This window comes from uncultured Salegentibacter sp. (genome assembly GCF_963972535.1).
In the GTDB taxonomy this organism is placed as follows: Bacteria; Bacteroidota; Bacteroidia; order Flavobacteriales; family Flavobacteriaceae; genus Salegentibacter.
Window position 1 is genome coordinate 14,059 of sequence record NZ_CAXAVR010000021.1, and the last position, 20,177, is coordinate 34,235.

Sequence of the window (20,177 nt, forward strand, 5' to 3'; positions counted from 1 at the left end):
AAAACTTTGAAAAAACTACTACTCCCTCTATTCATCCTATTTTTTAGCCTTTGTGCTTTTGCACAAACTCAAAATGAAGTTCGGCTTTATTTCGGGTTTACTAACAGCGATTTATTAAGAAGTGAAGAAATTACCGGAGGCGGAAGCGCTGACATTGAAAACTCTTACGAATTCGGATTTCGATATTTACTTTCTGTAACCGATAACCTATCCCTGGAAACCGGACTAAACTACTGGCGTGATGATGTGCTCATTACCTCAGCACCAATGCCCGAACAAACTACGCGCTCTGAAGAATTACAAACCACTTCTATCCCTATTTTTGCTAATTATAATTTCCTGGATTATTTCTTTGTAAATGGCGGTCCTGTAATGGATTTTCAAGGCTCAGAAAGTGAATCTGTAGATCCACAGGCGGGAATTGGTGTTGGTTTTGGATTAGGCGCCAAATATGCGTTTAATAATTTCAATATTTATGTAAACCCTAATTTTAGAAGGTATGCAGTAATTCCTTTTGAAGAAAAAAATTTCCATCAAAAACTTACCACCTTTGGAATTCAACTTGGAGTTGGATATAAATTTTAATCAATTTATAGTTTTATAGAAAACTTGCTCATTTTCCTGTAAAATCGTAAAATTACAGGCGAATAGAAAAATCTGATTAAAATAAATTCAACCGAAAACCTTTTTTGATAAGGTTTTTACATATACTTCAAGCTTTAATGGAAAACCAAGACCCGTCTCAAACCAAACAAATTCCTACCAATAAAGAACTCGGTATTTGGCCTGCATTAATTCCTGTTTTTGCGCTTATCGCAATGCTGGCCTTTAATGTGTTTATTTTTGGAGACGATTCATTAAGCGGTTCAAACCAGTTTGTCTTGTTACTTGGAGGTGCTGTTGCAGCTATTGTTGGATATTTTAACAATGTAGAATACGATAAAATGATAGATGAGGTTGCCGGTAATATTCAAAGTACAGCCGGGGCAATTCTTATTCTATTAATGGTTGGTGCTTTAGCAGGAACCTGGCTTATTTCGGGAATTATTCCCACAATGATCTACTACGGATTACAAATTTTAAATCCTACAATCTTTCTCGCCGCGTGTGTCATAATTTGTGCTGTAATCTCAGTCGCGACAGGAAGTAGCTGGACAACATCAGCCACGGTAGGTATTGCCTTAATAGGAATTGCGGAAGCTTTAGGAATTTCGGTAGGGATGACAGCGGGAGCAATTCTTTCCGGGGCTTATTTTGGAGATAAATTATCACCTTTAAGCGATACTACCAACCTTGCACCGGCAATGGCTGGAACCGATTTGTTTACGCATATTAGATATATGACCCTTACCACCGTTCCCACGGTCACCATAACCCTAATTATTTTTGTAATTATTGGATTGAATTTAGATACCTCGGGAACTACCGATACTTCTGCTATTCTTGCTTCCATAGAAAATTCTTTTAGAATATCTCCCTGGTTATTTTTAGTACCCATAATTGTTATCGCATTAATTGTAAAAAAGACTTCTCCATTAATCGCTTTATTATTGGGAACCCTTCTTGGTGCAGCTGCTGCCCTATTCTTTCAGCCCGAAATTGTAGCGCAAATTGCCGGTACCACAAACCTGGATTTTGTTAGTGGTTACCGGGGCGTTATGCAGGCAATAACTGTAGAAACTGCAGTTGAAACCGATAATGAAAACTTAAACGATTTGTTTTCTGCCGGCGGAATGGCGGGAATGTTAGGTACAATCTGGCTAATTATTTGTGCCATGGTTTTTGGCGGAATTATGGAAGCTATTGGTGCACTGGCCAGAATTAGTAAGGCTTTATTAAATTTATTCCATACCACCTTTGGTTTATTTGCCAGTACGGTTTTTAGCTGTCTGGCTTTAAACGCTACTGCTTCAGATCAATATTTAGCGATTGTAGTTCCGGGAAAAATGTTTGCTAAAGCTTACCGCGATAAAGGTCTTGCTCCAGAAAATTTGAGTAGAACTTTAGAAGACTCGGGGACGGTTACTTCAGTATTAATTCCGTGGAATACATGCGGGGCGTATCACAGTGGGGTTTTGGGTGTACCAACCCTTAGTTATGCCGGCTATGCTTTCTTTAATTATCTGAGTCCGTTTATGACCCTGCTTTTTGCTGCTTTTACCATAAAAATCAAGGAATTAAGCGAATCTCCTAAAACCCAAACTGCTTAAAACCCCTGTTTTTACTGGTAAAACAACTCTTAAATAAAACCTCTCTATTTAGTTTTGCAATAGCAATAAGCAAAACTTATTATTGTATAGTATTTTAAAATTTCAATAACTTTTTTAAGGGGAAACTTTCCTTAAATTTGCACAAGAATTACAATGTAAGTTAAACCAATAAAAAACAGAATTAATATGTCATTAGTAGGAAAAAAATTTCCAAATTTAAGCGTAAACGCAATGGATGAAATGGGTGATACCTTTCAACTAAATATTTTGGAAGAAGCTCAGAAAAACAAGAAGAAAGTATTGTTATTCTGGTACCCTAAAGATTTCACCTTTGTTTGCCCTACAGAATTACACGCTTTCCAAAAAGCTGCTGAAGAATTTGAAAAAAGAAATGTAATGGTAGTTGGAGCTTCTTGTGATACTCCAGAAGTACATTTTGCCTGGTTAAATACTCCAAAAGATAATGGAGGAATTGAAGGCGTTAAATATCCAATCCTTGCAGATTCTAACAGAAACTTAAGCTCTCGTCTTGGAATTCTAGATATTACCGGAGAATCTTATGATGAAGAAACCGGAGATGTTACTCTAGAAGGAGACAATGTAACTTACCGTGCTACTTACCTTATTGATGAAGAAGGTAAAATCTTTCACGAAGGTGTAAATGATATGCCACTTGGCAGAAACGTAGCGGAATTCTTAAGACTTGTAGATGCTTACACTCACGTACAGGAAAAAGGTGAGGTTTGTCCTGCAAACTGGGAAGAAGGTAAAGACGCAATGAATGCCGATAGAGACGGAGTTGCTTCTTACCTAAGCTTAAACTAAGAAAAAAGGGAAAGAGATTGTTATGATAAAAGAACTTGAACAAGATAATTTAAACGAAATAGTTTCAGATAACGAAACCGTTGTGGTACAGTATATGGCCGGATGGTGTGGTAACTGCCGATTAATGAAGCCTAAATTCAAGAAATTAGCTTCAGAAAATGAGAACGCAACGTTCTTATTGGTAGATGCTGAGAAATATCCGGAATCCAGAAAACTGGCAAATGTAGATAACCTTCCAACTTTTGCTACTTTTAAAAACGGAAGTTTCGTTAATCAGGTACAAACTAACAAATTTGAACCTCTAAAAGACCTAGTAAATGAAGTTACCAGTAATTAAACATTTAGCGCGCGAGAACGAGGCTCAAAAACTGGAACATACCATAGAAGTCCTTGAAAGCTATTCTGAACATCGTTCGGTAAAAGACGAGGAAATGGATGTGATAGGTGAATTAATCTCGAACTTATGCGGAGCTGTAGAAGTAAAGCATTCTATAGATGGAGGTACTCCAGAAAAAGATGCTTGCAACAACTTTATGCAGAAAGTAGTTGGCTCTATAGACCGTTAGAAATCGCGTTTTAATTATAATTTAAAAAGGGCTGTCTTATATTAAGGCAGCCCTTTGTTTTTATGATAATTTTAGTAAATCCCTAAAACAGATGTTCTAAATTTATCAATCCAATTTAATAGAAAACATCCATGTCGCAAATAACATTAAAAGGTGAAAAAATTAACACCTATGGTAACCTTCCAGAAAAAGGAGAGAGAGCACCCCATTTCGCCCTCATTAAAGCAGATCTTAGCACCGCAACTTTAAACGATTTTAAAGGAAAGCGTGTAATTCTTAATATTTTTCCAAGTATAGACACCGGGGTTTGTGCAACTTCAGTTAGAAAATTTAACGAGAGAGCTACAGAACTTGAAAATACCGTTGTACTTTGTATTTCCCGCGATTTACCATTCGCTCAAAAGCGTTTTGTAAACGATGAAGGTTTGGAAAACGTAATTAACCTATCAGATTTTAGAGATAGAAACTTCGGAAAAGATTACGGTCTTGAAATTATGGATGGCCCTTTTGAAGCTTTACTTTCTCGAGTAGTAATTGTTTTAGATGAAAACGGTAATGTAATTCACAGCCAGCAAGTTCCTGAAATTGGTGAAGAACCAGATTACCTGGCTGCTCTTAAAACCCTGTTATAATGCGGGATAGTTTCCTCGGAAAAAGAATTAGAGGAGGCGGCTATGCCATTAAAGGTGCCTGGTTGCTACTTAAACACGAGCAGAGCATACAAGTGCAATTTGTGCTCGCAATAATTATGTGTATTGCCGGGTATTTCTTTGATATTACTAAAACCGAATGGATGTTTCAATTTGTAGCTATAGGTTTGGTAATGACTGCCGAAGGACTAAATTCAGGTCTTGAAGCAATGGCAGACTTTGTGCATCCAGATTTTCATAGTAAAATTGGGCATATTAAAGATATTGCCGCTGGCGCAGTATTTATCGCCGCAGTAACTGCGGTAATTATTGGTGCGTTTATTTACTTTCCTTATATTTTTTAAAATATTCTTCAGTAGCTTTCAGAATCTAAGGCGTTTAAATGCTGAATGATTTTCCTCTATATTTCTCAAAAAATAATTGCTTAGATTTGAACGTTTAAGCATACAAAACAGCATCCCATAAACTGAAAGCAATTTTCTTTATTTTAGACCGGGCTAATTTGTATTTTTGCTCAAAATCCTACAAATCATCTATGGCCAAAAAGAAAACCAGGACTAAAACAAACACCGGGAAAAAGTCGACTAAATTTTCCTTTAAGCTTAACCGGCAACAAAAGGTAGTTTTAGGCAGTTTTTTAATGTTATTTGGCCTCGCTTTAAGTGTTGCATTTATTTCGTTTTTATTCAATTGGCAGGTAGACCAAAGCACGCTTGGCGAATTCTCAAATCGTGAAGTAGAAACCAAAAACTGGCTAAGCAAATTTGGCGCTTCAGTTAGCGACTTTTTTATGTACAAAGGATTTGGCGTTGCCGCTTTTATCTTTTCAATTTTAGTAAGCTACAGCGGATTTCATCTTTTTCTTGGCGTAAAATCTACCAAACTAAGAGAATCCTGGTTTTGGGGTATTTTAATAATGCTTTGGCTGGCTATTTTTTTCGGTTTTTTCGCTGCAGAAAATCCGCTGTTGGGTGGCCGAATTGGCTTTGAAATGAACGATTTCCTTCAGGATTACCTAGGTTTCTTCGGAACAATTTTATTGATGTTGTTCTTATTTATTGCTTACCTAACTTTAAGATTAAACCTTACGCCTGAATTAATAGGAAGTTTTCTGAAGTCTAAAAAAGATAGCCTAAACAAAGAATTTAAATCTAATGGTGAAGAAATTTCAGCAACAGAAGAAGAAACCGACTGGAAAGAAAAATCAATTCCAAAAAATGATAAACCAGCTGAAAAATCTTCAGCAGAAATAAAACTGGATACCACGCCGCCAAAAGAAGAAAAACCTGCACCTACTCCAAAACCTAAACCGGTTGAGCCTGAAGAGGTAGAAATGGAAGTAGAAACAGCCCAGGAAGAAGAGTTGGATGAAGATAAAATTAGTAACAAAATCGTGAAAGATTTTGGGGAATTTGACCCCACTTTAGAACTAAGTAATTATAAATTCCCAACCCTGGAGTTGCTTCAGGAATATGGTGGCGGTATTACGGTAGACCAGGAAGAGCTGGAAGAGCATAAAAACCGTATTGTAGATACGCTTAAAAATTACAAAATTGAGATCGCTCAAATTAAGGCTACGGTTGGCCCAACCGTAACTTTATACGAAATTGTTCCCGAAGCCGGAATTAGAATCTCAAAAATTAAAAACCTGGAAGACGATATTGCGCTTTCCCTTTCAGCATTGGGTATTCGTATTATTGCGCCAATTCCGGGGAAAGGGACTATTGGTATTGAAGTTCCTAATAAAAACGCAACTATTGTTTCTATGCGTTCTGTAATTGCTTCGCCAAAATTCCAAAATGCTGAAATGGAATTACCAATGGCCCTGGGAAAAACCATTTCTAACGAAACTTTCGTGGTAGATCTCGCAAAAATGCCTCATATGCTTATGGCCGGGGCAACAGGCCAGGGTAAATCGGTTGGATTAAATGCCATTCTTACTTCCCTACTCTACAGCAAACATCCTGCTGAAGTAAAATTTGTACTGGTAGATCCTAAAAAAGTAGAACTTACACTTTTCAATAAAATTGAAAGACATTACCTGGCAAAACTCCCAGATTCAGGAGATGCAATTATTACCGATAATACTAAGGTTATAAATACCCTGAATTCTTTATGTATTGAAATGGATAATCGTTACGAGCTGCTTAAAGACGCAATGGTTCGTAATATTAAAGAATACAATGTTAAGTTCAAAGCAAGAAAATTAAATCCCGAAAACGGCCATAAATTTTTACCCTATATTGTTCTGGTTGTAGATGAGTTTGCCGATTTAATAATGACTGCCGGGAAAGAAGTAGAAACCCCAATTGCCCGTTTAGCACAATTGGCACGTGCCATTGGGATTCATTTAATAATTGCAACTCAAAGACCATCGGTAAACGTAATTACCGGGATTATAAAAGCCAACTTCCCGGCAAGAATTGCTTTTAGGGTAACTTCAAAAATAGATTCCAGAACGATTTTAGATGGCCAGGGCGCTGATCAGCTTATTGGTCGTGGAGATATGCTTTTTACCCAGGGTAATGAGCTTAAGCGTTTACAATGTGCTTTTGTAGACACTCCTGAAGTGGATAAAATAACCGAATTTATTGGTTCGCAAAAGGCATATCCCGAAGCGCACCAACTTCCTGCCTACGAAGCTGACGATAGTGGCACAGGTGTTGATATAGATGTAAGCGAAAGAGATAAACTCTTTAGAGAAGCTGCCGAGGTGATCGTTACGGCTCAACAAGGCTCCGCTTCTTTGCTGCAACGTAAACTAAAATTAGGGTACAATCGCGCCGGTAGGATTATAGATCAATTAGAAGCAGCCGGCATTGTAGGACCTTTTGAAGGAAGTAAAGCCCGACAGGTTTTAGTGACAGATCTTGCAGCTTTAGATCAATTATTAAACGAAGAATAATACACCTAATTACTAAGATGAAAAATTTAATTTTAATTACGCTCGCTGTTTTCACCCTGAGCTTAAACGCCCAGAATTCTCAAAAAGCTGAAAACCTTTTAAAAGAAGTTTCTTCTAAAGTTAAAAGCTATGACAATATGGTGATAGATTTTAAATACACTCTACAAAATAATGCGGCAAATGTAAACCAGGAAACCCGTGGGGATGTAAGTATTGCAGGAGAAAAATATGTACTAAATTTAATGGGAACTACCCAAATGTTTGATGGAGAGAAAATTTATACCATTATTCCTGAAGACGAAGAGATAAATATTTCTACCTATGTTGAAGAGGAAGAAAATAATATCACTCCGTCAAAAATGTTCACCTTTTATGAAGAAGGTTACAATTATGAAATGGACGCCGCTCAAAATTTGAATGGTCGTAAAATTCAATATGTAAAATTAACTCCAAAAGATAGTGATGCCGAGGTTAAGAATATTCTATTGGGAATAGATAGCCAAACCAAGCATATTTATAATCTTATCCAAACCCAGGATAATAACACCAAAATAACTATTACTGTAAAAAGCTTTAAAACCGACCAGGAACTGGCACAAAACCTTTTTACCTTTGAAGAAGATCGTTACGAAGATTTTTACATCAATAGATTAGACTAAATTGAAAATATTAGACCGGTACATACTCACCAGTTACCTAAAAACGTTTTTTACAGTTTTTATTATCCTAATGTTCATCTTTGTACTCCAAACCATTTGGCTGTACATAGGTGAACTGGCCGGGAAAGATTTGGATACTGAAATTATTCTTAAATTCCTTCTCTATTTCTCCCCCAAACTGGTGCCACTGGTTTTACCACTTACTATCCTGCTTACTTCCATAATGACTTTTGGTAATTTTGCCGAAAATTATGAGTTTGCGGCAATGAAATCTTCGGGGATTTCACTTCAAAGAGCTATGCGTAGCTTAACTTTATTTATTCTTTTAGTAAGTGTTACTGCATTCTTTTTTGCCAATAATGTTATTCCCGCCGCAGAATATAAATCTATAAATCTTAGGAAAAATATTGCCAAATTAAAACCCGCAATGGCCATTACCGAAGGGGTTTTTAACGATTTGGGAACCATAAATATTAAAGTTGATGATAAAAGTGGAGATAACGGCCAGTATCTAACCGATGTTATTATTCACAAAAAAACTGCCCGCAGCGGAAACTTTACCGTAATGAAGGCCAAAGAAGGCGAATTAATGGGCAGCACAGATTCCGAGGTACTTTCTCTCATTCTTAAAGACGGTAATTATTACGACGAAATTCAACCTTCAGATTATTCTAAAAGAAGAAATAAACCTTTTGCCAAGAGTTATTTTGAAGAATACACCATAAACCTGGATCTTTCAGATTTTAATAATGTAGACCTGGAAGATGAGAGTTACAGTAACACCCAGGGAATGCTTAATATTTCTGAACTCAAGCAAAGTATAGATTCATTTTCTACCGCTCATAACGAAAAGAAAAGAAATCTTAGCGAAAATATGTACCGGCGTACAGATTTTGATAAAATTGAAGTAAATCTTAATCCGTCAGATTCTATAAAAGAAATAGAAAATACAATTCTGGAAGAATACGATACCTACCAGGCTATTCAAATTGTTAATCTTTCCCTTGGGTCTATCAATGGCGCACTTTCTCATTTAAATATTAAAAAGTCTGAGTTAAAAAATTCTACTAAACAAATCAACAAATTTGAAATAGCCCTACACGAAAAATACGTACTGGCCGCTGCCTGTATTATCTTATTTTTTGTGGGTGCCCCTTTAGGCGCTATAATTAGAAAAGGCGGAATGGGATTACCTATGGTTGTTGCTGTTCTACTTTTTCTTACTTATCACTTTATTGGCATATTTGCTAAAAATAGTGCCGAAGATGGTAGTGTAAGTCCGTTTTTGGCCACCTGGCTTTCTACTTTAATTATGTTGCCATTAGGAATTTATCTCACCTATAGGGCTACTACAGACCAGGGTCTTTTTGCTTTTGATAATATTACCGAACCTATACGTAAAGCTCTTAAAAAAGCTGGTATTATTAAGCCGAAAAGAAAAATAGATTAAATATCTTTGCAGCCCAAAATAACACATAACATGGCTCAGGAAACCACTACCCAAACTCCGCTTAAACTTCACAGTATTCAGGAAGCAATAGATGATATTCGTGAAGGCAAGGTTGTTATTGTGGTAGATGATGAAGACAGGGAAAATGAAGGAGATTTTGTTGCCGCCGCAGAAAAAGTGACTCCGGAAATGATCAATTTTATGGCTACTCACGGCCGCGGACTCATTTGTGCACCAATTACTGAAGAACGTTGTAAAAACCTGAAACTGGAAATGATGGTAAGTAACAACACCGATCCTATGGAAACCGGTTTTACCATCTCGGTAGATTTACGCGGTAAGGGTGTTACTACAGGAATTTCGGCTTCAGACAGGGCTAAAACCATTCAGTCTTTAATAGATCCTGAAACCAAACCCATAGACCTTAACCGTCCCGGGCATATTTTTCCGCTTAAAGCTAAAGAAGGTGGCGTATTAAGAAGAACCGGGCATACCGAAGCTGCTATAGATTTTGCCAGACTTGCCGGTTTTGAACCTGCAGGAGTTATTGTAGAAATAATGAATGAAGATGGTTCTATGGCAAGGCTCCCTCAGTTAATGGAAGTTGCCCAGAAATTCGATCTTAAAATTGTTTCTATTGAAGCCCTTGTGGCTTACAGAATGCAACACGATTCTTTAATTGAAAAGAAAGAAGATTTTGATCTTGATACCCGTTTTGGGAAATTTAGATTAAGAGCTTATCGCCAAACTACAAATAACCAGGTTCATTTAGCACTTACCAAAGGTAGCTGGAAAAACGATGAAGAAATTCTGGTTAGGGTAAACTCTACGCTAATTAATAACGATATTCTTGGAACATTAACCAATGATGCCGACAAGAAATTGGATAATATGTTTAGGGCAATAAACGAGGAAGGCCGCGGTGCAATTGTTTTTATAAATCCTGCATTACAATCTTTAAATTTGTTACCACGACTTGCAGAGCTGAAAGAACGCCAGAAAAAAGGCGAAGTAAAAGCTCCGCCTATTAATATGGATAATAAAGATTTTGGAATTGGTGCACAGATTTTACACGATCTGGAAATTCATAAAATCAAGTTGCTTTCTAACTCTCAACAAACTAAACGTGTTGGGATGATTGGCTACGGACTTGAAATTACCCGATACGTAAATTATTAATTTACTTCAATAATCACATCATCTAAAGGTCTTCGCACCTTTTTAAATTCAGAAAACATATCGTCTTCCGCACGGTAACCTACCGGTAAAACCAGAACCGATCTTAAATTGCGTTCGCCTAAATTTAAGAGCTCATCATATTTATCGGGTTCAAAACCTTCCATTGGGCAGGCATCTATTTCTTCGGTAGCACAAACGGTTAAAAGTGTGCCCAAAGTTAAATAAGCCTGATTTAGTGCCCAGGCGAGCACTTCTTCTTCAGCTTTAGATTCAAAACTATTTACCAAAGATTTTTTAAAAGGATCTAAAATATCATCTGGAGTTTCGCGTATGTGTTTTACCCTTTTAAAGTATTTTTCAATAAAATTCTTATCAACTTTCTTTTCAATACAAATCACTAAAACGTGAGACGCAGTGTTTAACTGTTGCTGCTCCCAGGAAGCAGTTTTTAATTGCTCCTGCAATTCTTTATTGCGCACCACAACCATTTTTAAAGGTTGTAAGCCATAAGAGGTAGCAGTTAAATTGAAGGCTTCTTTAAGAATGTTTATTTTCTCTATAGAGAGAATTTTTTGCGGATCGAACTTTTTAGTGGCATAACGCCATTGTAAAGCTTTTATATTGCTCATGTTTCAAGTATTCTTTTAAGACTTTCAAAGGTAATCAATCACTTTTTATGCATAAAGCTTCCTCAATAAATTAAACAAATAGGTAAACTATAATTCTTTATCTTCGTTTTATAATTGGCGCCGCCTTATGAAGCTGTTTAGAAAACTAATTCTCGCTTTTGCACTTTTTGTTATTATAAGCATCCTTATAATATTTGGATTAGAAGCTTATGTGCAAAAAGAAACTTCTGGCCTAATCTATTCTGAAATCACCCAGATTCCTTCAGCAAAAACAGGAATAATTCTTGGCGCTAGTGTACATGCTGATGGAAAATTATCTCCAATTCTTGAAGATCGGGTAGAAACTGCTTACCAACTTTATAAGTTAAATAAGATTGAAAATTTTCTGGTGAGTGGCGATCATAGAACCGATGATTATGATGAAGTAAATGCCATTAAAAATTATTTGTTGAAAAAAGGAGTTTCTTCTGAAGATATTATCTTAGATCATTCTGGCTTTGATACTTACGATAGTATGTTTAGGGCAAAATCTGTTTTTGAAATCGAAGATGCCATAGTAATCACGCAAAAATTTCACTTACCCAGAAGTCTTTATATTGCTAAAAACCTGGATGCCGACTATAAAGGATTAGAAGCCTCTCCCGTTGCATATACCTCTTCTGAAACTATTAAACGCCGCGAACAACTGGCTAATTTTAAAGCTATTTGGGAGATTCTTACCAATCAGCAACCTACTACTTTAGAAAAATATCCTAAGTAAACTACCGTCAAGCTCCGGGTATTTAGCAGGAAAATCTCGATTATCGAGTAAAATTGCTTTTAATCTTTTGGCTAATTTTTTCTATCTTTAAATAACCTAACCAAAAAATAAAGAAAGCCATGCTTCAATGGATAGTGCATATTGTTATAGATGCCCTGGTTTTACTTGCCGCGGCTAATATAATGCCCAAGGTAAAATTAGACGGTTTTAAAACGGCTATTATTGTAGCATTAATTATTGGTGTGCTGAGTTTTTTATTAAGTTGGGTCCTCACTTTATTACTAAACGTAGCTACTTTCGGGATTTTTTATTTCCTGGGATTAGGATTTATAACCCGGGTTATTGCTTACGCAATTATCATTGAAATTGCCGACCAGTTTAGTAGCGATTTTAAGACCGAAGGTTTTCTCCCCTCGTTATGGTTGGCCGTCTTTATAGCAATTGTAGGCGGAATTGTTGATTGGATACTTTTTTAAGCTTTTGGCTTACTTTTCTTATTCCTACGACCAAACCAAATCATAAATCCGCTAACGGGAAGGGCGGCTATAAATAAGCTTAGAAAAAATGCGATTATTTTTCCGGGTAGATCAAAATACTGCCCTGTATGTAAACCAAAGGTCATTTCCTGCAATTTCATCCCGGTACTTTTAGCCGAATATTCATGATTTTTCAATAATTCACCGGTTTCCGGGTGAAAATAAAAGTTGGATTGGTGATCATAATCCAGGGCTTCAGGATAAGATCCTGTTGTTATTGGTGCGCTTCCACCCTGTTCCCACACAAAAAACATTTCATCTTCAGGCCGTTGTTTTAAGGTTTCAACTATTGCAATATCCAGGGCGTTTTCAGAATATTCAGCATCTTCAATTTGAATATTTAACCGGTCTTCCGGTTTTTCCTGCCATAGATTTGCCAGGTCGTACAGGCCGTGATTCATCCAATCATAAGAAAAACTAAGTCCCATAATGGCTATAAACAAAGCCAGAAGCGAAATATATAATCCGGTTATACTATGCCAGTCGTAATTTACACGGCGCCATTTGGCATCCCATCTTATTTGAAGACGTTTCTTGAAGTTTTTTCGCTTTTTCGGCCACCAAAGCACTATTCCAGAAATAAGCATGAAAACGAAAATTAATGTAGAAATTCCTACTACCTGTTTCCCTATTTTCTCCGGAAGCCAGAGATGCATATGTAAATCTTCTACAATTAGAAAAAAATCGTCTTCCAGGTTTTCTTTCTGAAGAAATTCGGCAGAATAAGGGTTGAAATAAATATGATGCGGCACCTCATCTATAACAGAATAAACAAAAGCTGAACGGTCCCTGCCCTGGTAAACAACCATTCCCGGTTGGGCTTCAGGAAAAAGCGATTTTGTTTTATTTTGAAGTTTTGAAGGCGCTACAAATGTTGATTCTTGAGAGGCGACCTTGCGATAATCGCGGGTAATGTCCTTAATCTCGTCATGAAAAACAAAAATACATCCGGTAACTGCTACTATAAAAACAATAAGACCGGAACCCAGTCCCAGCCACAAATGAAGTTTTGCAATCCACTTCTTTAATCCTTTATTTTTTGTTTTTTTCTGCATATAAATAGGCCACCACCAAAACTCAAAACACTTTTGATGGTGACCATATTAATTTATTTAATTAGAAATTATAGGTTAAACTCGCCGCAAAGTTTCTTGGTCTTTGAGGATTTATTGTAGACCAACCGGTATAATATTCTTCGTTGGTAAGATTATTCAACTTCAAATTAATTCCAAATTTATCTACATTATAGAATAATGAAGCATTTAAAATCGTGTAAGAAGGAAGAGTAAAAATACCAGCAGTTTGACGGTTAAAGATCATATTCTCACTAGCATAATTTCCGCCAAAACCAAGTCCGAAACCTTTAAGATTTCCCTGAACAAAACGATAGCTTGCCCAGAAGTTAGCTAAAGTTTCCGGCCCAGCAGATTCCGGTCTTCTTCCAAGAAAATCAGTTTGATCAGATTCAGTTAATTCGCTATCGTTATGGCTAAATCCTGCAATTAAATTTAAACCTTCAAAAGGGCTGGCGGTAAGACTGGCTTCAAATCCGCGGCTATATTGCTCTCCATCCTGAACAAGATTAAAAGGGTTTTCAGCATCTTGCATTACCATATTAGAAACCTGGATATCGTAATAACTTAAGGTAGCAGAAAGATGATTTTTAAGCAGGTTTAATTTGGTCCCAACTTCAAATTGTTTTGCTCTTTCAGGATCAAAAACTATAGTTCTTGTTTCTCCGGTCTCCAGGTTATCTACCTGTCTTGGGCCCACGTTGCTAAAACCATCCATGTAATTTGCGAATAGCGCTACTTTATCTAAAACCGGTTGATAAACCACTCCAAATTTTGGAGATAGTGCGGTCTGGCTATTGGTTTCAGTTTCAAACTGGTCTAATCTTAGACTGGTCATTACAGCCAATTGCGGAGTAAAATTAAGAACGTTAGAAATATAGGCGCTATAAATATCTTCTTCAGCGATATTATTATTCCTATTTACGTTTTCTAATAAGCCGGCTACACCTTCTTTACTTAGAATTCCGCTATCGTAATTGGTGATATAGTTTTCAGGCTCGTAGATATCGTAAACACTTTCGTTTACATTCTGAAGGCTGGCCTTACCAATATAAACCTCACCATTTCCAACATATCCGCTATTGTTATCAATTACTTTTCTATTGAAATAATCTAAACCAACTACCGTGCGGTTACGCATTCCTGCGATTTCAAAATCTCCGATAAAATTCTGCTGAATATCATTACTTATAGTTGTAGAATTTTGATTACTAATGTAGCGGGAAAACACAAATCCTTCATCTAAATTTGTTGCTTCACCAGGCACCTCTTCTCTACCCTGATTAAACTGAGTAGTTTCATATAAATATGAATAATTCCCCAATGCTTTAGCCGATCCTGTTGAAACTGCCGTTTGAGAAGTCCAGCTATCAGAAAGTTCATAATTCATTTGCGCCTGCAGGCTAAAAGTGGGGTTCTCTACAGTAAGATCGTTACTGGTGTAAGAAAGCTCGTTGTTATAACCTAATTCTTCTATATTGGTAGCTCTAAGCGGTGCACCTCTATCTACGAACAACATTAAAGGATTTGTACTTTCAGAATCGTAAAATTCAATATTTATAAAAAATGAAAGTTTATCATTTACTTTATAGCTTAACGAAGGCGCAACAAATAACGATTTATTAAAGCCGGCATCCTGAAAACTGTTTTCGGTATGGTAAGCAGTGTTTACTCTTAAAGCAACATCACCGGTTTCATCAAGCGGAGTATTAACATCGGCAGTTACACGGTTAAGTCCGAAGCTTCCTAAAGTGTAAGAAACATTTCCGCCAAAATAATTATAAGGCTTTTTGGTCGTGATATTAATCAAACCGCCGTAAGACACCAGGCTACTTCCGTAAAGCGTTCCAGACGGGCCTTTTATTACTTCAATATTTTCCATATTGGCAGGATCTGGGCTCCCGTTAGTTAGTGCCGGCAAACCGTTTACTAAAGTTGGTTGCACAGGAAAACCTCTAAGCGAGAAATACCCTGCACCATCATTTCCACGGCCGGTAGATTCCCAAAGTTTGGTAAGGCCTGAAGCGTTTTTAATCGCATCGTCAAAATTGGTAATTACCTGTTCCTGTAAAAGCTCAGCGGTAATATTATTATAAACCTGCGGATTTTCGATCTTTTTAAGTGGCATCTTTGCTACACTCACGCTGGTATTTCGGGTAAACTTATTGCCGTTTCCATTTCCCCTTAGAACCACGGTTCCCAACTGCTCTTCCTTTCCTAATAAAACAATAGAAGGAATATTGGTAGTTGCGCCAGGCTGTACGCTAACTTTTAAATTCTGGGTCTCATACCCTACATAAGAAATTTGTAGCGTATAGTTTCCTTCTGGAATATTTCTTAACGTAAATTCTCCCCTATTATTGGTTTCATCACCAATTTGAAGACCTTTAACTTCAACATTAACATTAGACAGCGGGTTTGCTGCATTATTTACTACATTTCCTTTAATTGCACCGTTATTTTGTGCAAAGCTAATTTGAATAGCTAAAAGAAAGAACATAATCAGGCTATTTGAAAGCTTCATTAGTCAGTGTTTTTATTTAGATTGGATTTAAATACGCGGCAAATGTAAAAACGAAATCCCTTTTTCAAAAGCTTATTTATAATTATTTTAAATAAAAATAGCGAATACCACTTCAGCTTTTTGGGAATCAAAGACATACATCAAGAATTTCTATTTAGATAGTAGGACATTTGATGCTTTCTTAACTTATACCCAATTCTAATCTTTTATATTTGCAGCTTAATTTTGCGCTATGATAAAACTGATTGTGACCGATATGGATGGAACTTTGTTGAACGACGAGCACGAGATACATCCAGATTTTTGGGAGATAGAAGAATCACTTAATAATAAAGGAATAATGTTCGCTGTGGCAAGTGGCCGGCAGTTTTACAATCTGGAGAGCAAATTTGAAAGAATTAAAGACCGAATGATGTTTTTTGCCGAAAATGGTACTCACGTAGTGCATAAAGGAAAAGATCTGTATGTAAACCCTTTAGACAAAACAGCCGCGATGGATTTTGTAAGAAAAGGTAGGGAACTTTCTAATACACACTTAGTACTTTGCGGGAAAAATTCGGCGTATATAGAAAGTAAAGACGATAGCTTTTTTAACGAAATCAACAAATTTTATAAAAAGATAAAAAAAGTAGACGATCTCACCCAGGTAGACGACACATTTTTAAAAGTAACTTTTTGTAATTTTAATGGGGTTGAAGAAAATACCTACCCGCATTTAGAAGAATATGCAAATGAATATAAAGTAGCAATTGCCGCCCATGTATTTATAGATATCACTTCTATTACTGCAAATAAGGGGAATGCAATTAGCGGAATCCAGGAAGAATTAAATATTTCTTCTGAAGAAACTCTGGTTTTTGGAGATTACCTCAATGACCTGGAAATGATGCAAAACGCGAAATACAGCTACGCAATGAAAAACGCGCATCCCGAGATTATTAAAGCAAGTAAGTATTTAACCAATTTTGATAACAACGAAAACGGTGTTTTAAAAACTATTGAAGAACTTGGCTTGCTTAAAAAGGAATATGCGGTAAAAAGCTAAACCTTACTGTCGTTCACCTCTATCCAGTACCCATCGGGATCCTGAAAATAAATTTGTTTAACCCCGTCCGGGCGGTTGGTAATTGTATTTTTTTCACCTTTCCCGTTTTCAAAAGGAATGTTCTTATCCTTAAGAAATTCCATAAATTCCGATAGGTTTTGAGTATTAAAAGCAGAATGAAAACCTTTATTTTTTTCTATTTTCGTATCGCTTTCCACCAAATGCAGCTGTACATTATTACCCAGCTTAAACCATTTAATATGGTCTCCAAGACCACCATTATCTATTTGCTCTAACCCAAAAATATCTTTGTAAAATTTTACGGAAGTGTTTAGATCTTTTACCCTAATAGTATCGTGATCTTTCCTAAAGTTAAACTCTTTTGAAGCTGTAGTAGCTGCAAATAAGATAATTGAAGTTAGATTCTTATTTTTCATACTTAGATATTTTTTCTTTAAAATAGTGATAAACCCCACTTTTTGCAAAAAATAGGTTATCTAAATCAGTTCAGCGAAAATTACGTAAATTTAGTTTATTTAATTTACTGATTATCAAACCACATAACCAACCAAAACTTCTAATTATGAAATATTTTGTTTACCTAATGGCTTTTCTCAGCCTTCCCGTATTTGCGCAACAAAACCAGGAACCCGAAGATTATACCATTGAACAGTTCTATGAAAATACCAGAATAGGCGGAGGTTATTTTTCTCCTGATGAAGATAAACTACTGGTAAGTTCTGACAAAAGTGGAATTTTTAATTTGTTTGAAATTGATATTTCTTCCGCAGAAATGCAACAAATAACTTCTTCTGAAGAAGATTCCTATTTTGCTATAGATTATGTTCCAAATTCTGAGAGTATCCTTTACTCGGCAGATAAAGGAGGAAATGAAATTAACCATATTTACCTGCTTGAGCCAAATGAAAACCCTACAGATCTAACTCCCGGAGAAAATGAAAAAGCACAATTTGCCGGATGGAACAATGAGAAAACCGGTTTCTATTATCTTTCAAACAAAAGGAATCCGCAGTTTTTTGATTTATATGAAATGGATATGCAGAGCAGGGAAAGTGAGTTAATTTATAAAAATGAAGAAAATCTCTCTTTTGAAGATATCTCTCACAACGGGAAATTAATTGCCCTTACCAAATCTATTACCACCAGTGAAAACAAGCTGTATCTATACAATTTAGAAACCGAAGAAATGACAGAACTTTCAGAAGAATCAGCTCAATATTCTGCTTCCGGTTTTGATAAAAATGATGAACATTTCTATTACATTACCAACGCCGGTAGGGAATTTAAAAGTTTAATAGCATATAATCTTGAAACTAATAAAAGCAGCAATTTGTTTGAGACCAACTGGGACGTAATGTATAGTTATCTTAGTGAAAATGATAAATACAGGGTAATAGGTATTAATGAAGACGGGAAAAACAGCTTAATTATTGAAAACACCAAAACCGGTGAGGAAGTTGATCTTCCCGATATGGAAAATGAAGATATTGTAGCAGTAAATATTTCTGATAGTGAAGAACTAATGCGGCTTACCATTGGCACAGCAAAAGCTCCTAATAATCTATATGTTTATAATTTTTCATCGGGAGAATTAAAGAAATTAACCAATACTTTAAACCCCGAAATAAACCCCGAAGATCTGGTTTCAGCTGAAGTTGTACGCTACGAATCTTTTGACGGACTGGAAATTCCCGCTATTTATTACAAACCTCATCAAGCTACAAAAGATAATAAAGTTCCCGCCCTGGTATGGGTTCACGGCGGGCCCGGAGGTCAATCCCGGGTAGGTTATTCAGCTTTAATCCAGTATTTGGTGAATCAGGGTTATGCCATTTTAGCTGTAAATAACCGCGGTAGTAGCGGTTATGGCAAGACTTTCTTTAAAATGGACGATAAAAAACACGGAGAGGAAGATCTTAAAGACTGTATTTGGGGTAAAAAATGGCTGCAGGAACAGGAATATATAGATTCAGAAAAAATAGGAATTCTTGGAGGCAGCTATGGTGGTTATATGACGATGGCGGCCATGACCTTTACTCCAGATGAGTTTGAAGCAGGTGTAAATATATTTGGGGTAACTAACTGGTTGCGTACCTTAAAATCTATACCGCCGTACTGGGAAGCATTCCGCGAAGCGCTTTACGAAGAAATGGGAGATCCTGTAAAAGATTCGGTAGCGCTTTATAATAAATCACCGCTTTTTCACGCTGAACAGGTTAAAAATCCCGTTATGGTTTTACAGGGCGCCAACGACCCTCGAGTGCTTCAGATTGAATCAGATGAAATTGTTGCAGCTCTAAAAGAAAATAATGTGCCGGTAGAATATGTTGTTTTTGAAGATGAAGGTCATGGATTTATAAAAAAAGAAAATGAAATTGACGGTTACAGGCAAATAAGACAATTTTTAGATAAATATTTAAAAGAGGAAGAGTAAGCTTATATTATTCTTAGGGGAGAACTCAAAAACTCAGGTTAAACTTTTAGTGCCGATTTCAAAAAGCCTTATCTTGGCGGTTGCAATCGCAATAGAAAACTATGCTGTATATTTTACATCATCCTGATGATAGGGAAACTGTGGAAAATGATATTTTTCCGTTATTAGAAAATACCGAAAAACAAACCATAGATTACCCTGAAACCGAATTTGAAGCAGGAAAAGACGATATAATAGTTACCTATTTAAGCGATGAATTTCTAAGGGAATTTTTACCAAAAGCCGCGAAGCAAAACCACAAAGTTGGAATTCTCCCTCACCCAGAAAATACATATACCACCAAAGGTTTAGGCATTGCCAACGACCCTAAGGAAGTTATAAAAGAAATTCTGGAAAATGAAGAAGCGCATAACCTGGATATGCTCTACTGTAACGATATTCCCATCTTCCAGTCGGTGAATATTGGAAATGTTTTTATTTTCACTGAAGATCATCAAAACAACAATTTTGTAAGGGAAGTTTATACATTTTTCAAAAACATAAGACATCTATCTTCTCTTTCACATAACTCCTATGTAATAAGTTCAGAAGATGAAAAAATAATTCATACTTCGGCACTGGGAATAATTGTAGTGGAACATGCCTTAAGCTCGGTTGTAGCCAGAAGACTGGTTTCCGAAAGTTCTTTGAACGATGGAATGTTTACTACAC

General features: G+C 36.4%; 19 protein-coding genes and 1 pseudogene. 16 read left to right on the forward strand and 4 right to left on the reverse strand.

The window, feature by feature from the left end; genetic code table 11:
* Positions 1–6 precede the first annotated feature (6 nt).
* From AACZ30_RS04640 to ribB, 11 genes are all read left to right on the forward strand, one after another.
* On the forward strand, positions 7–585 hold the full coding sequence (locus tag AACZ30_RS04640) for an outer membrane beta-barrel protein (protein WP_339647991.1): 579 nt from the start codon (positions 7–9) through the stop codon (positions 583–585).
* A gap of 137 nt (positions 586–722) precedes the next feature.
* Positions 723–2,210, forward strand: coding sequence for a Na+/H+ antiporter NhaC (nhaC, locus tag AACZ30_RS04645; protein WP_339647993.1), 1,488 nt, complete (start codon positions 723–725; stop codon positions 2,208–2,210).
* 186 nt (positions 2,211–2,396) lie between these two features.
* Positions 2,397–3,035 (forward strand): peroxiredoxin, encoded by a 639-nt coding sequence (locus AACZ30_RS04650; protein ID WP_057480715.1) that lies wholly within the window; start codon positions 2,397–2,399, stop codon positions 3,033–3,035.
* A gap of 22 nt (positions 3,036–3,057) precedes the next feature.
* Entirely contained in the window at positions 3,058–3,372 is a 315-nt protein-coding gene (locus AACZ30_RS04655) for a thioredoxin family protein (RefSeq protein ID WP_075327297.1), read from the forward strand.
* On the forward strand, positions 3,353–3,601 hold the full coding sequence (locus tag AACZ30_RS04660; protein WP_075327298.1) for a hypothetical protein: 249 nt from the start codon (positions 3,353–3,355) through the stop codon (positions 3,599–3,601). The genes AACZ30_RS04655 and AACZ30_RS04660 overlap by 20 nt, the downstream gene beginning before the upstream one ends.
* A gap of 131 nt (positions 3,602–3,732) precedes the next feature.
* On the forward strand, positions 3,733–4,233 hold the full coding sequence (tpx, locus tag AACZ30_RS04665; RefSeq protein WP_339647996.1) for a thiol peroxidase: 501 nt from the start codon (positions 3,733–3,735) through the stop codon (positions 4,231–4,233).
* Complete coding sequence (locus tag AACZ30_RS04670; RefSeq protein WP_075327300.1) at positions 4,233–4,595, forward strand: diacylglycerol kinase family protein; 363 nt, start codon at positions 4,233–4,235, stop codon at positions 4,593–4,595. The genes tpx and AACZ30_RS04670 overlap by 1 nt, the downstream gene beginning before the upstream one ends.
* Before the next feature lie 191 nt (positions 4,596–4,786).
* Positions 4,787–7,156 (forward strand): DNA translocase FtsK, encoded by a 2,370-nt coding sequence (locus AACZ30_RS04675; RefSeq protein ID WP_339647997.1) that lies wholly within the window; start codon positions 4,787–4,789, stop codon positions 7,154–7,156.
* A gap of 17 nt (positions 7,157–7,173) precedes the next feature.
* Positions 7,174–7,815, forward strand: a complete 642-nt coding sequence (locus tag AACZ30_RS04680; protein ID WP_339647998.1) for an outer membrane lipoprotein carrier protein LolA — start codon at positions 7,174–7,176, stop codon at positions 7,813–7,815.
* A gap of 1 nt (position 7,816) precedes the next feature.
* Positions 7,817–9,265: an LptF/LptG family permease gene (locus tag AACZ30_RS04685; protein ID WP_075327303.1), complete on the forward strand. Its 1,449-nt coding sequence runs from the start codon at positions 7,817–7,819 to the stop codon at positions 9,263–9,265.
* A gap of 30 nt (positions 9,266–9,295) precedes the next feature.
* Complete coding sequence (gene ribB / locus AACZ30_RS04690) at positions 9,296–10,444, forward strand: 3,4-dihydroxy-2-butanone-4-phosphate synthase (protein ID WP_093304929.1); 1,149 nt, start codon at positions 9,296–9,298, stop codon at positions 10,442–10,444.
* Here the strand turns inward: ribB and AACZ30_RS04695 are convergent.
* A complete protein-coding gene (locus AACZ30_RS04695; RefSeq protein WP_339647999.1) occupies positions 10,441–11,073 on the reverse strand; it encodes an NAD(P)H-dependent oxidoreductase in 633 nt (210 codons plus the stop codon). The genes ribB and AACZ30_RS04695 overlap by 4 nt on opposite strands.
* 127 nt (positions 11,074–11,200) lie before the next feature.
* Here AACZ30_RS04695 and AACZ30_RS04700 point away from each other — a divergent pair, with 127 nt between their 5' ends.
* Positions 11,201–11,833 carry an ElyC/SanA/YdcF family protein gene (locus tag AACZ30_RS04700; protein WP_075327306.1) on the forward strand — a complete coding sequence of 211 codons (633 nt, stop codon included), beginning with the start codon at positions 11,201–11,203 and terminating at the stop codon, positions 11,831–11,833.
* Positions 11,834–11,952: 119 nt separating this feature from the next.
* Positions 11,953–12,309, forward strand: coding sequence for a phage holin family protein (locus AACZ30_RS04705; RefSeq protein ID WP_075327307.1), 357 nt, complete (start codon positions 11,953–11,955; stop codon positions 12,307–12,309).
* Here AACZ30_RS04705 and AACZ30_RS04710 read toward each other — a convergent pair.
* Both AACZ30_RS04710 and AACZ30_RS04715 read right to left on the reverse strand, forming a co-directional pair.
* On the reverse strand, positions 12,306–13,424 hold the full coding sequence (locus AACZ30_RS04710) for a PepSY-associated TM helix domain-containing protein (RefSeq protein ID WP_339648001.1): 1,119 nt from the start codon (positions 13,422–13,424) through the stop codon (positions 12,306–12,308). The two genes, AACZ30_RS04705 and AACZ30_RS04710, sit on opposite strands and share 4 nt — an antisense overlap.
* Before the next feature lie 61 nt (positions 13,425–13,485).
* Positions 13,486–15,966, reverse strand: coding sequence for a TonB-dependent receptor (locus AACZ30_RS04715; RefSeq protein WP_339648002.1), 2,481 nt, complete (start codon positions 15,964–15,966; stop codon positions 13,486–13,488).
* Positions 15,967–16,198: 232 nt separating this feature from the next.
* Between AACZ30_RS04715 and AACZ30_RS04720 the strand changes: the two genes are divergently transcribed.
* On the forward strand, positions 16,199–17,011 hold the full coding sequence (locus AACZ30_RS04720; protein WP_339648003.1) for an HAD family hydrolase: 813 nt from the start codon (positions 16,199–16,201) through the stop codon (positions 17,009–17,011).
* On the opposite strand, the gene AACZ30_RS04725 is transcribed toward AACZ30_RS04720, so the two are convergent.
* Positions 17,008–17,448, reverse strand: coding sequence for a VOC family protein (locus AACZ30_RS04725; protein WP_339648005.1), 441 nt, complete (start codon positions 17,446–17,448; stop codon positions 17,008–17,010). The genes AACZ30_RS04720 and AACZ30_RS04725 overlap by 4 nt on opposite strands.
* A 146-nt stretch (positions 17,449–17,594) precedes the next feature.
* Here AACZ30_RS04725 and AACZ30_RS04730 point away from each other — a divergent pair, with 146 nt between their 5' ends.
* Both AACZ30_RS04730 and AACZ30_RS04735 read left to right on the forward strand, forming a co-directional pair.
* The gene (locus AACZ30_RS04730) at positions 17,595–19,466 is read left to right on the forward strand and encodes a S9 family peptidase (RefSeq protein WP_339648007.1); all 1,872 of its coding nucleotides are present in this window, start codon (positions 17,595–17,597) and stop codon (positions 19,464–19,466) included.
* A gap of 101 nt (positions 19,467–19,567) precedes the next feature.
* Positions 19,568–20,177 (forward strand): annotated as a pseudogene (locus AACZ30_RS04735) (DUF389 domain-containing protein); the annotation flags it as partial.

What these genes read in the sequence shown, in the direction of transcription:
- ribB (WP_093304929.1), top strand. Translation starts at nt 9,296, where the DNA reads ATGGCTCAGGAAACCACTACCCAAACTCCGCTTAAACTTCACAGTATT.
- AACZ30_RS04680 (WP_339647998.1), top strand. Translation starts at nt 7,174, where the DNA reads ATGAAAAATTTAATTTTAATTACGCTCGCTGTTTTCACCCTGAGCTTA.
- nhaC (WP_339647993.1), top strand. Translation starts at nt 723, where the DNA reads ATGGAAAACCAAGACCCGTCTCAAACCAAACAAATTCCTACCAATAAA.
- AACZ30_RS04700 (WP_075327306.1), top strand. Translation starts at nt 11,201, where the DNA reads ATGAAGCTGTTTAGAAAACTAATTCTCGCTTTTGCACTTTTTGTTATT.
- AACZ30_RS04650 (WP_057480715.1), top strand. Translation starts at nt 2,397, where the DNA reads ATGTCATTAGTAGGAAAAAAATTTCCAAATTTAAGCGTAAACGCAATG.
- AACZ30_RS04710 (WP_339648001.1), bottom strand. Translation starts at nt 13,424, where the DNA reads ATGCAGAAAAAAACAAAAAATAAAGGATTAAAGAAGTGGATTGCAAAA.
- AACZ30_RS04715 (WP_339648002.1), bottom strand. Translation starts at nt 15,966, where the DNA reads ATGAAGCTTTCAAATAGCCTGATTATGTTCTTTCTTTTAGCTATTCAA.
- AACZ30_RS04705 (WP_075327307.1), top strand. Translation starts at nt 11,953, where the DNA reads ATGCTTCAATGGATAGTGCATATTGTTATAGATGCCCTGGTTTTACTT.
- AACZ30_RS04675 (WP_339647997.1), top strand. Translation starts at nt 4,787, where the DNA reads ATGGCCAAAAAGAAAACCAGGACTAAAACAAACACCGGGAAAAAGTCG.
- AACZ30_RS04670 (WP_075327300.1), top strand. Translation starts at nt 4,233, where the DNA reads ATGCGGGATAGTTTCCTCGGAAAAAGAATTAGAGGAGGCGGCTATGCC.
- AACZ30_RS04695 (WP_339647999.1), bottom strand. Translation starts at nt 11,073, where the DNA reads ATGAGCAATATAAAAGCTTTACAATGGCGTTATGCCACTAAAAAGTTC.
- tpx (WP_339647996.1), top strand. Translation starts at nt 3,733, where the DNA reads ATGTCGCAAATAACATTAAAAGGTGAAAAAATTAACACCTATGGTAAC.
- AACZ30_RS04720 (WP_339648003.1), top strand. Translation starts at nt 16,199, where the DNA reads ATGATAAAACTGATTGTGACCGATATGGATGGAACTTTGTTGAACGAC.
- AACZ30_RS04730 (WP_339648007.1), top strand. Translation starts at nt 17,595, where the DNA reads ATGAAATATTTTGTTTACCTAATGGCTTTTCTCAGCCTTCCCGTATTT.
- AACZ30_RS04725 (WP_339648005.1), bottom strand. Translation starts at nt 17,448, where the DNA reads ATGAAAAATAAGAATCTAACTTCAATTATCTTATTTGCAGCTACTACA.
- AACZ30_RS04660 (WP_075327298.1), top strand. Translation starts at nt 3,353, where the DNA reads ATGAAGTTACCAGTAATTAAACATTTAGCGCGCGAGAACGAGGCTCAA.
- AACZ30_RS04655 (WP_075327297.1), top strand. Translation starts at nt 3,058, where the DNA reads ATGATAAAAGAACTTGAACAAGATAATTTAAACGAAATAGTTTCAGAT.